Source organism: Waltera acetigignens, from assembly GCF_025567015.1.
GTDB classification, from domain to species: domain Bacteria; phylum Bacillota; class Clostridia; order Lachnospirales; family Lachnospiraceae; genus Acetatifactor; species Acetatifactor acetigignens.
This window is the reverse complement of record NZ_JAOQJO010000017.1, coordinates 89,036-101,472: the sequence shown is the minus strand read 5'-3', so window position 1 is coordinate 101,472 and position 12,437 is coordinate 89,036. Positions and strand designations below refer to the sequence as shown.

Sequence of the window (12,437 nt, the reverse complement as noted above, 5' to 3'; positions counted from 1 at the left end):
TATTGATCAAGTACACACTTTTTGAACCCAAAACAAGAAAAACGCTTCTGGAGTGCTGACCAAAAGCGTTTTGTCTACAGTCTGAGGCAATCGTATTTTTTTACGATTGCTTTTTTGTGCGATAATCTTGTAGCTTGTTTTAGACATTTTGGTATTATTAATTGCCCTGCTGTTGGAGAAGAAACAATATAGTAAAAAAACATTTTATTTGTATCTGGTATATGTTTTCCTTCTGGTAGCCACTGCTTTTTTGGATTATATTATTGATACCTGGTATCTGCAGAATATGGTGATTTTCTTTTCGTCTATGATTATTTCTATAGATCATATGACACAGGTTTCGGATCAGTGGCTGGAAACAAAAAAAGAATTATTGTTTTCCGAATACAGAGCCAGCCACGATATTATGACGGGGCTATGGAATAAAACCAGTGGGAGAGATAAGGTTAAAAATTGTTTAGAAAATATGTCAGAAAGTGATGTGGCAGCATTAGGATTTGTGGATATCGATAATTTCAAATCTGTCAATGACACATATGGACATGAAATTGGTGATTTTTGGATATGTGAAATAGCCGCAGCACTTCAGAAAATATGTGATTCGTCAGATATTGCATGCAGATATGGCGGCGATGAGTACATCTTTTTCCTGCAAAATATCGGGAATTTGGATGAATTAACTACGCGTATTGAAAAATTCAGAAAAGAGGTTCACGATAAAGCTGTAGAAAGAGAGCAGAATGTGCATTGCAGCATTGGAATTTATCAAGTAAAAGGAGCAGGAAAAAATTAAATGAATGCGTCATAATAGCGGATGGTCTGCTTTATCAGGCGAAGAAAAACGGAAAAGATACGTACGTAATAGAGTAAATAAAAAGATGTAAAAATATCTTCCTGCTGGACTCCGTTTTGCAGGCTCTTGTCATGCTTAATAGTTAAATACCTTCTCAAAGAAGATTATTATCTGAAACTATTCAAGTGCTTTTGCTCATACAAACTATTGTAAATATTGCCGACCTTTTCGGTTCTGTCGCAACATTACTCATTTTCCTTTCGACTTAATAGGGCTCCTCACCCTTCGTAAATTATGTGGGACATGCTTTGCTCTAATCCGAAATTGAAATTAGACGCAAAAAAGCTCCAGGATTTCTCCTGAAGCTCCAACTATAAACTGCATATCTATTTTACAATATATTTATCATATTACGCCTGAACAAGATTTTTAGCAATCCCAGCAGATTATGTCGTAGAATTCAAAAAGATATTGGTTACTTATTATGAGACCAAAGGTATTGAGAATATCAGTATATTTTCAAAAAGTACAAAAAAATCTCCTAAACAAGAAGTGCCGCAAAATTCCTTATCTCAGTGATTTTGCGGCATCTACTTTATACATTGAATATGATATTATTTTTCAGCTTTCTGACGTTCTTCTGTCAATCCAAGCACTTTGAATGTTTCAGGATCAACCAAAACACCATAGTCAGCCTTGGCCTGTTCCACAGTGATATATTCATTCTTAACATCCATAGCTACTTTTTCAGCAGGACGCTTAAACGGATTACCATATCCACCACCAGTTGCTGTAACCATACGCATAACATCATTGGTATTCATAACACGGCGTGCTGCAATTCCCATTGGTCGCTTACGGTTCCATCTGCATCAATAAACTGGAAATAATTTACAGAACCGTCTTTTCCACCAGCTGCACCCCATACCAGCCATTTATTTCGACCAAAAGATGCTGTAAAGGTCTGATTCTCATTCATAGACGGTATACACGAACCGCACCACTTTTGACAATGGTAGATAACAGGATAAATTATGCCAGAGATATTTCATTAATGGTGTATGATACCTATTCAGCATCTATCAAGGTATTCGGAACAGAAATTCCAATGTCAGTCAGGGCATCGGAAGTCAGTGTCGAGGGCGGAAGTATCTATTCCTATGATCCAAAGGGAAAAGCGGCATTTGCATATAAAATGAAGCTTGATGCAATGAAAAGGACAGCGGGAAGACCAACCAAAGAAAATGCGTGCCACAATGGCACACATTTAAGGTCGGATCAGGAGTTAGCATTACAAGTAGGAGATAGTGCAAGGAGTATTCAAAGATATATTAGATTAACAGAGTTAATACCTGATTTATTAGAGTGTATCGATAATAAAAGAATAGGATTAGTTATAGCGGTTGATCTGGCATTTACAGCCACGCTCCGTATAGGTGAACTGTTAGGACTGACCTGGGATGAGATGGATATTTCAGAAGAAGCGATTGCAGGAAACCGGGCCTATATCATTATAAACAAGCAGGTGGAAAGAGTTTCCAAAGATGCTGTAGAGGCATTGAATTCAAAGGAAATAATTCTTACCTTTCCTTCCCAGAAAAAGAACAATAAGACAGTAAGGGTCTTGAAGACGCCAAAGACAGAAAGCAGTGCGCGAAAAGTATTCATCCCAAGATCTGTTGCACAATATCTGATAGAATTGAAGCAGGAACAGGATGAAATAAAGGCTGCCCTGGGAAATGAGTATCATGATTACAACCTTGTAATGGCAACTACCTTCGGACTGCCGATCGGAGACAGCTATCTGAGAAACAAAATGCAGGATATTATAGATGAACTGGGACTGCCGGATGTAGTGTTTCACAGTCTGCGTCATACCAGTGTAACGTACAAGCTGAAATTGAGTGGTGGAGATATCAAGGCAGTTCAGGGAGATTCCGGACATGCACAGGCAGATATGGTAACAGAAGTATATGGTCATATCATAGACGAGGATAGAAGAAAAAATGCAGAGATGATGGAGAATGCTTTTTATAATAAGGAAAATCTGAATCCGAAAATGAAGGAAGACAAAGGAGACAGCAGGAAGATTGAAGTGCCAGACGGAGTGGATGCAGAGCTTTTGATGAAGGTACTGGCAAATCCGGAAATGGCAGCATTGCTTACTTCCCTGGCGAAGACAATGAAGTGATAATGATTGATATAGGACGGTACTGTATGGAAAGAGAAATCCATGTGGTATCGTCGTTTTGCGTTTGTTTGAAAATGTCTTTGAAAAATTTTGCGTTTTGGGTGAGAGTTTTTTCGATTTTTTGTACCTATATAAGTGAAGGGTTTTTTAAGCCGCATTTCAATAAATCCAGAGAGAAGGTTCAAACGAAATGTACGATACCGCAAAACGAGTCGTACTCGTCAAGCAGCGGGTGCGGGAAAACACCCGCCGGAGGCAGCGGCGCGGTATATATGGGTTGAGCGCAGCGTGTATGCTGCTGTTCGCGGTGATGATGCAGGCGGCGGATGTGTTTGCAGTGCAGGAGCAGACAGCCGCATGGGGCGTGTTCGGCGCGATGCTGCTACGGGAGGACGTGGGCGGCTATGTGCTGGTGGCCGTCGTCTCCTTTGCAGCGGCGGTGGTCGTTACCGTGTTTTGCACACGATTGAGAAAAAACAATAAACAGCAGGAACAAACCAAGGAGGATGAGGAAACATGAAGAAAAGATTTTTAGCGGCGCTGCTGAGCCTGTGCATGACGCTCACGCTGCTGCCAACTACGGCGTTTGCAGCGGTGAGCGATTCGCTAGGCAACACACCCGAGGAAAATCAGGCGATTTTGGAGCAGGTCTCTGCCCTGACCGGCGATAGCAGCGACCAGGTGCTTTCCATGCTGAACGCTTTGGGGCTGCTGGATGAAGACGGCAATTTCAAGGTGGATCAAACCATCACGCTGGACGGTCAGGTGTTGACACTGGCGGCTGTCATGGAGCTGCTGGAAAATCCCGCCACGGATCTCACCCGTATAGCCGACGTGGATGGGACTCCGGTGGCGCTGGGCGATTTGAAGACCATGATCCAAATCGAACAGGAGTTGCAGCGGATCAAGGACACCTATTTCTCCGGCAGGGAGTTTACCGGGGAAGCTCTGGAGAATCTCAATAACCTGATGGAGCAGTTGGAGCTGCAGGGCATCAGTTTGCAGTATTCCGCCTCTGCCACAAAGCCTGAGGGCGTTGAGACGGTGGATATGAGCGGCATGATGAGCCAAACGCTGGGGGAACTCGCAACCAACAGCTGGAGCTCCGGGACTTTTACTGTATATGGCGGAAAACCGGTCGGCTTTTCCTACCGCATTCAAAAAGGCCAGCTCAGCGAGTATATCACCGGTGTGGAGGTCTCGATAGGCGAGACGAGTGGGGTCGCCCAAGGCGACGGGTCCTACAAGCTGACCTATGACGTAGGCTCGACTTTCAGTTTAGATGGTTGTAAAATCACTGTCAAGGTTACAACCAAAGGAGGGAACCCAGACTGGCTCGAGGGTTCTTATTCCTATGGCGACCTGCTGGGGATGATTGAATTTTACGATGCGGAAAATCTGGTGTTCTATGACGGTGCCGCTTATGCCGACCACTGTCAGCTCAAGCTAAAAAAGACGGTTGACGCCCCCACAATACAAACATCAGTGAGCGCGCCGAACTATGAGGAAAGATACGAAAGTACAGAAACAATACAGGGGGATATGTATATTCCTTTGCTGGCAAATGAATACAATATCGGCGAAGGTGCCAACAATCAGGACTTCGTTGCGCTAAGCGATACCATCAGAATTTTGGAGGGTGCCCGCAACTCGGTGCTTCCCGTCGACTCCGACCCATTTTATCAGCCATACAAAATCGATGCCAGCATCGAGTTTAACTGGAGTACCGATGTAGAGACCTATAATGGCTTTGCGCCGTATGGCTATAATAGTGACACACAACCCCATGCCCCGTTCTATCTGACGGAGTACATGTTCAATGGAACATCTCTGGAGCTCAGCAGCGACAAAACGAGAGCGCTGAACTGTACGATTAACAAGGGCGAAACGGTCAACATCTCCCTGCAGTCTACCACGCAAAACAGAGGGAATCAACGGTACTGGCTGCCCTTCCGACTGTATATGAAAAGTGTACAGGGCGAAATCCAAAATTCCTGGGCCACCACCAAGAACAGCAATGTTACAGCCATGCTGGTGGACACGGACAATCCCACCATTCAAAGCGTCACGGCCCCGGAGGGAACCTATGCCAGCGGACAGCACGTGCCCATCACAGTTACCTTTAACGAGTTCGTGAATCTTAGCAACGCCACCGTGACCATCAATGGCAAAGTGTATAGCGCCGCTGAGCTTTCCATGAACAACTACGGCGTCACGGCAATGCTCTGGTACCCAGTGCAGGATGCGGATGACACCACGGTCACCGTCAATGGTATGACCGGTGTGGAAGATGTTTTCGGTCATACGCTGGATACCTCACTCTATCCAAGCAACTCGATTGCCGACGTTACGCTGAAGAGCGTCTTGATGCGTAACGCTCCCACCGCACTGACCGCCGACTACGACAACGGCAAGGCATCGTTCACGATGAACGCCAACATGGAGCAGGCCTACAAGACCGTATACAGCAATTATCACACCCCGGCAGGCACAGAGCCGAGGGAAGCCCCGTTCCGCCTCGAGCTGAGGTACGACTCCGCGGTTGAACCAATCTATCTGCAGGTCTATCTGGACACAGAGAAGGAAGCCTTCACCATTAGCGACTATGCAATCGCACCCTCTGCTTTCGACCGCACCTATACGGTGACGCTGCAGGCCAACGAGGGCACGAAAGACGCTCCTGACTGGGTGAATGTTCTTCCCCTGACCCGGCAGTTTACGGTGGCAAAGAAAGTTTCCGCGCACACGGTGAAGGTCGTCCCGGAAGCGAATGACGCCGACTATACGATTTCCCTCGGCAAAACCACCCGCCCCACGCTTAAGGCAGAGGTTTTGGGGGCAGGCGGTGAGACGGCCAGCTACACCACCGGCAAATGGAGCAGCAGTGACACGCTCATTGCCACCATCAACGAGGATACCGGCGTTGTTGCCACCACAGGAACCAAGGTGGGAACCGTCACCTTTACCTTTACGGCGGACAACGGGACTGAGGACACTGCCGATGATGTGACGGGCAAGTCAAAGTCCTATACCGTGACGGCAGGCGATTCCCTGGCACTGGTGATTCCCGGCGGCGCGTCCATCGTGACGCGGGTAAATCAGCCCGCCACCGTGCTGTGGAGCTCCAACGCCGCGCTGATGGCGCCGAACAAAGAGTTCAATTACAGGATCGACCTGTATGAGGGCAACTACGCGAATGAGGCGGCGCTGAGCGGCCGCAAGCCCATTGCGACTTATACCGTCGGCAAGGATAAAAACAGCGTGCGGATCGGGGAGAATGTGCTCTCCAAGCTCTCCAACGGCAATACCCCTGCCTACACGGTATTGGTCTCCATGCCGCACCCCAACGCCGGCGGTGAGGACGTCCGCCTGTCGGCACTTGCCTGGATCATCGTGCAGGCACCGCCTGCCACAGCCAAGCTGACACCGCCCCAGAGCATTTACCTCAAGGATACCGACGGTGCCGTCAATATCGACTGGTCGGTGGAAAACACTACTGAGGGCGCCCCTTTGCAGCCCACGCTGACCATCACCCGGGTCACAGAGGACAACACCACCACCAAAGTGGTGGACAGTGAGCGCCTATCCGGCACCTCCGGGAGCTTCCCCCTGTCATTACAGAGTGTGAAAGCCGGCAATCTGAAGGACACCTATCAAGTGGTTTTGAGCGTGGAGAATCCTGGTGAGGAATCTCCCAGCACCGACTCCTTCCCCCTGTATGTCTACGATGCCGACGCACTGAAGGTGCAGAACGACAAAGGAGAAACGATTTCTAAGCTGACCATGGACAATACCTCCAAGGTCAGCGGCAGCCTGCCCACCGTTACAGCTGAAATTTTGCAGCTGCGCCAGGAGTTGGGGCTGATCGAGTACATAGGCATCAACTATGACGAGTACGGATGGAACTCCTTTAAAGACGGCATCCGGTGGCTCTCCAGCAACAACAATGCCATTTCCGTCAACTACAAGCAGGGCGGACTGTATGAGGACATCAGAAACTTCTCCTTTGATTCCTACCTTCCCGAAACCAAAATGGCGCTGTCCGGCTTGGCCAACGGCACCGCAACCGTCACGGCTACCCATGCCGCCACGGGTATGCGTGCCGCCGTACAGGTGACAGCGAAAACGCTGCAAAATAAGTTCTATCTCTTCCAGCTGACGCCTGCAGCGGAAACTACGCTGCAATACACCGACGGCAAAGGTGTGCCCAAAACGGTCACGACCAACAGTGAAGGCGTGCTGGCGCTTTACGAACCCAACGGAATCGCCAGTGAGGTGTCTCTGCGGTCCGGCTCCGGCGCGGATATTTATCTGGGCACCATCTATAAAGAAAATCTGCGTTCCGGCGAGCGGGATGCCACAAAACTGCAGTTTTATCCCTTGAATACCTTCAGCCTTCGGCGAGTCGCCCGGGCATCTGTGACGCTCATCACGCCGGGCGGCGATCCGCTGGCGAACAAGACGGTGACCGTTCGTGGCGGCGTTTATAAAAACGGAGGCTACTGCGAGACAGCTCTGCTGGGCTCCAGGGCAGGAGCACTTGTCAGCGGCATCACCGGCGACACCTATACCACGGATGCGGCGGGAAATATAACCGTCTATCTGGATTCCACCCAGTTCTGGTCGGCCGAAAAGGGCGAGAGCAACACCACGGCGCTTTCCGCTATGGATCAGCTGGAGTACATTCTGGAGATCAGCGCAATTGACGGCGACAAGTACTATCCGCTGCTGCTGACCGTCAACGGCAAGCTGGGCGTGGACGATGTAATGCGCACCGCAGAGGGCGTTGTCTCTCTGGAGCGCGTGCCGGCGGGGGAGGAAAACAAACCCTTCATTGTGGCGCAAAGTGTTGATTACGGTCTTGCCAACGGTCAGAAGGTGGATGTCCGCAGCTCGACTGGGAAGATTGGACCTAACAGCAGCTTTAAAACAGCAAGACTGCACACCACCATGTTCCTCTGGGGCGAGAAGATTGCCAACGCGCGGAATTACAGTCTCAAGCTGGCGGACGAATACGGCGTTATTCCTGCCGCCCAGAGCAGCAGTACCAAGCAGTATCCCTTCTCATCCATCCCCGTAGCGGAAAACGATCTGACTCTCACCGAGACCACCATGACTACCTCTGGATGGATCGCTGACGGCAAGGATGTGGGTATAAAAACGCAGCTGCGCCTGAACGGCAGCCTGCTACAGGAGAAAATAATGCCCTTCCGGGTCGTTGATCTGACCCGAGTGCCCAAGGTGACAGAGGATGACCGCGTCACCGGTATTCTGGCGACGATGGGATCCTCCAGTGGAGTGAATCAAGTCGACTTTGGCGGAGTGGGCGATAGTAACATTCTCAAGGTGCTGACCGGACGGCTGGATGATCTGAGCGGTCCGGTGGACACTTCCGTGTTCAAAATGATTATCACCCCCAGCGAAGATCCCTCCGTGTTCCGTGCCATGATTTGGGCCGGGTACAATACGCTGGAGATGGAGGACATGGACTATTCCGAGGACGGCGTGGCGTTGGGTGCGAATGTGCTGACGCAGAACCTGGAAGTGGGTGTGCCCGGGACCGGGGATCTGAGCCAGATGGCCCAGGGCACCTATGATCCCAAGGGGGACTACAAAACCAACTCCATAGCCGACAATGTCACCAGCACGGATCTCAACTTGCAGTTGGAGGGCTTTTACGAAGCGGAAATCCGCTATAACACCGAAAAGAAGGAGTGGGAGGTTTTCACCGTAGGCGGCGGATTTACCACCGGCGTTGGTGTGGGCTTCTCCTTCAGCGTGAACGCCATGGCTGGTCCTGTGCCGTTGACAGCAACCTTTGAGCTGGGTGGTGCCATTCAGCTGGATTTCCGTACCGCAGTGCGCTACGGCCGGCAGGGCGAGGGTACAGAGCTTGCCTGGAGCGATCCCACGGCCACGGCAGTGAATGACTTTTTGACCACGCTGCGTATCAACGCCTATGTCCACGCGTTTGGCGGTATTGGCTTTGACTATTCGGTCGTGGCGCTGAAGATCGGCCTATTCGGCAATTTGGATGTGGACAGTCAGAATAAGTTCCTTTCCCGCACCTATCTTGCCGACGAGACAAAGCGCCAGATCAATGGTCAGGCTCTGGGGATCCAAAGCGAAGTGGGAATCAAATTTGTGGCAACCTTCCTGTTTATCTCCTACGAGGCGGTGATCGCCTCCGGAACCCTTGGAGCCACCAGGACTTTTAATGACTGGAAAACAATCGACGACTACTGGAATAGCGCCACCAGTGGGCTGAGCCTTGCTTCGCTGCGGATGGCAGCGGCCCAGAGCGGAATGCAGGTGGCTTCTGGCAGTGCAACGCTCCAAAGCCGGGACTATCTGGAGCAATATGCCCGTACCTGGGGCCAGCCCCAGCAGCGGATGATGCTGTTCTCTCTGAACTCCACCAGTGGGCTGGAAAACATCCAGACCAATGCCAACCCCACATCCTATCCACAGCTCAGCGATGACGGGAAGGTATTGACCTACATCAACGACGGCAACAGCAGCAGTATTTACGACAGCCGGGCGCATTTTTCCACCCTCAATGGCGGCGTCTATACTCCCTCCAGTGAAATTGACGCTCCCACAGGGTTCCCCGGCTACGGCGACACGAGCGTTTCTTTGTCCGGCACTGGCAGCTTTGCGGCGGCGGCTTGGGTTCGCATGGGCACCGACCTGCCGGGTAAAAATGCCGGTGATGCCGTGACATTGGAAGAGCAAAACCTGCTGATGAACAGCACGGAGATCGTAGTGTCCGTCTGTAACGGCTCAACCTGGACATCCACCCGCCTAACCAACGACGGCACGCCGGATCTGGCCCCAGCCACGGCAGTGGGCGGCGACGGCAAAGCCATCGTGTTCTGGCGCAACGTCTACACCCCCGATCCCGGTACGCAGGGCAGCAACAACCTGCTGAACTTCACGACCAGAGATTGTATCATGTACAGTTGCTATGACAGCACTAACGGCACCTGGAGCAAGGCAAAAATGCTTTATAACGGTGCTACTGGCAGCGTGAAGGCACTGCAGGCGGCCATGCTGCCCGACGGAACCGCTATGGCGGTTTACTCGCTGGACCGCAGCGGAACCGGAGATACCTCCGCCTACGAGATCGCCTATTGTACCGTGGCTGCTGACGGAACTCCCGGTACAGCCATGTTGGCGACCTGTGACAGCAATCTTGACGAAAACCCCCAGGTCGTTGCAGCCAACTTCGGCAGCGGGGATGACCGATTTGTCATCGGTTGGCACAGTGTCCGAGACGGCAGCAGCGATATTCAGCTGTTGGCTGTGGACGGCAGCGGCACCATGTCCAACAGTTTCCCCGGCTCTCTGTCGACCCTGACCAGCAGCGGCAACGCCGTCGTGGGCGGAGACTTCCGCTTCGCTTCCCTCAGCGGGGATCATCGCAGCCGCAATGATCTTACCATCGTCTGGAATGAGACTGTCAATAACGCCAACGGCGCGGTAGATCACGGCATTTTGAAGGCGGCCAAGCTGCGCTATGCCACAAATACCTACACTCTGTCCGCACCATTGGAACTGGCAGAGCTGCCGGATCGCACGCTGGCTGACCACTTTGATGCCTATGTCAGCGGCACCAATCAGGTGCAGGCCGCCATTCAGGCCACCCGGTATGACGATGAAAACCCGCAGGTAATCGGCGGCGTGACCGTTCCGGGTGAGGAAACGATCCTCTATACCGCTACTTCTGATTTTGTCACCGATGCGGTGGCAGTGGAACAGATCGGTGTGGATTATGCAACGCTGGCGTTGAACAGCCTGACACCCATTCACTTTACCATCCGCAACACCGGGCTGAACGATGTGACAAACCTAACGGTCAGCCTTGGCAGCGGGGAAACCGCTACCCTTACGGAAAAACTGCTGCCCAATGAAAGCACCACCCTTACCGTCTGGCACCATGTGAAGGACCGCGTGACCGACCCGGGCTATACCATCACCGCCGCCGGCGGCATCCACGAAAACGGCACAGTGTATCTGGATTATCCCGACATTGGAATCTCACAAATGGAAGTGATTGCGGAGAGCGCCGGCAAGCGCACGGTGCGCATGACCCTCTATAATTCCGCTGCCGCCGCGCTGGCCGGCGGAAAGAGCCGCGAGGTGAAGCTTGCGTTCTATGCGGATGATCTGCATACCGAACCTGCAGAGGTAGCCTGCACCACAAACGGCGTATCGGTTAACGGTAATGAAATCACCATTTCCGAAGACAGCGTCCTCGCCCGCATTGATCAGGGAACCTTTACACTGGATCTGACCTATGATCTGGGTGAGTATATGACATTCATTGGCAAAACCGAGATCCCCAATGTGGGTACCTATCTGTACGCCGAGGCGTGGGCGGAAGGCAAGGTCGGTGGAACGGGAAGCAATCAGCGCCTGCCGGAGTATAACGGCAGTGACAGCGAGGCCAGCGTCCATATGACCGGCGCACTGGCTCGCACCGGAGAGCAGCTGACGATGGATGTGACACAGGGGAACGACGGCAACGGTCACAGCACCGCCGCCATTACCCTGCGCAACAACTGCCTGCAGTCTCAGACTGGCGCAGAGCTGGTGGCCACGCTGCTGGATGCTGCCGGGACCGTTCTGGAAACGAAAAAGACCAGTATTGGCGGTGCCATCTCCGGGGAAACCTTCCAGACAGAAACCGTCACCTTCTCCCGGCTTGGCACCCGCGTAGTGGTGCGAGCCGCAGTGCCCGGTAAAGACCTTCTGACCTTTGAAGGTCTGGCAGTGGGGCTCGGCGATTTTACCGCCAACGGAACAAACTATACCTATACGCTGCAAAATGATAGCGGAGCAACATCTACGCTAGTCACAGCGGTGTCTGGAAACGGCGAGCCCGTGAACATCAACGGACAGGCTCTGTCCACCGGCGGCAGCGCAACCGTTGCCATCCCCAACAGCGGCACAACCGACATTGTCGTGAGAATCGGTGCTAAAACCTACACGCTGACGATTCTGCGCAATAGCGGCACAGGCGGCAATGAAGGCAATAGCGGCACAGGCGGCAATGAAGGCGGAAGCGGCAGTGGCGGCGGAAGCGGCTACAGCTACTACACCATCAAGGCAACTGCCGGGGCTGGCGGCTCCATTTCTCCCTCCGGCAATGTCAGCGTCCGTGAGGGCAGAGATCAGACCTTCACCATCACTCCGGATAAGGGCTATGCTGTCGCCAACGTCAAGATTGACGGCAAGAGCATTGGCGCGGCGAAGTCCTACACCTTTGAGAATGTCAGCAGAACCCATACCATCGAGGTTATCTTTATGAAAGCCAACGGCAACCCTCAGACCGGCGTGTTTGTGGATGTAGCCACCGGCAGCTATTATGAGGACGCTGTGGATTGGGCTGTTCTCTTTTCGCTACAAGAAACAAATCAATGACATTTTGAGCTGCGCCGCTATCCAAGC

5 protein-coding genes are annotated in these 12,437 nt (G+C 51.8%); 4 read left to right on the top strand and 1 reads right to left on the bottom strand.

All coding sequences use genetic code 11. The features are described from left to right. The first annotated feature begins 148 nt into the window (after positions 1-148). Positions 149-793: a GGDEF domain-containing protein gene (locus OCV96_RS15310; RefSeq protein ID WP_262594855.1), complete on the top strand. Its 645-nt coding sequence runs from the start codon at positions 149-151 to the stop codon at positions 791-793. A 614-nt stretch (positions 794-1,407) separates the two neighbouring features. Here the strand turns inward: OCV96_RS15310 and OCV96_RS15305 are convergent. After that, positions 1,408-1,641, bottom strand: coding sequence for a hypothetical protein (locus tag OCV96_RS15305; protein WP_262594854.1), 234 nt, complete (start codon positions 1,639-1,641; stop codon positions 1,408-1,410). 164 nt (positions 1,642-1,805) lie between these two features. Here OCV96_RS15305 and OCV96_RS15300 point away from each other — a divergent pair, with 164 nt between their 5' ends. From OCV96_RS15300 to OCV96_RS15290, 3 genes are all read left to right on the top strand, one after another. Continuing rightward, positions 1,806-2,984, top strand: coding sequence for a site-specific integrase (locus tag OCV96_RS15300; RefSeq protein ID WP_330672238.1), 1,179 nt, complete (start codon positions 1,806-1,808; stop codon positions 2,982-2,984). A gap of 190 nt (positions 2,985-3,174) precedes the next feature. Continuing rightward, a complete protein-coding gene (locus OCV96_RS15295) occupies positions 3,175-3,504 on the top strand; it encodes a glycosyltransferase (RefSeq protein ID WP_118501494.1) in 330 nt (109 codons plus the stop codon). Continuing rightward, entirely contained in the window at positions 3,501-12,410 is an 8,910-nt protein-coding gene (locus OCV96_RS15290; RefSeq protein WP_262594852.1) for a cell wall anchor protein, read from the top strand. The genes OCV96_RS15295 and OCV96_RS15290 overlap by 4 nt, the downstream gene beginning before the upstream one ends. The last annotated feature ends 27 nt before the right edge of the window (positions 12,411-12,437 follow it).

Coding starts and splice junctions, on each gene's coding strand:
- OCV96_RS15305 (WP_262594854.1), bottom strand. CDS start 1,641: ATGGGAATTGCAGCACGCCGTGTTATGAATACCAATGATGTTATGCGT.
- OCV96_RS15290 (WP_262594852.1), top strand. CDS start 3,501: ATGAAGAAAAGATTTTTAGCGGCGCTGCTGAGCCTGTGCATGACGCTC.
- OCV96_RS15295 (WP_118501494.1), top strand. CDS start 3,175: ATGTACGATACCGCAAAACGAGTCGTACTCGTCAAGCAGCGGGTGCGG.
- OCV96_RS15300 (WP_330672238.1), top strand. CDS start 1,806: ATGGTAGATAACAGGATAAATTATGCCAGAGATATTTCATTAATGGTG.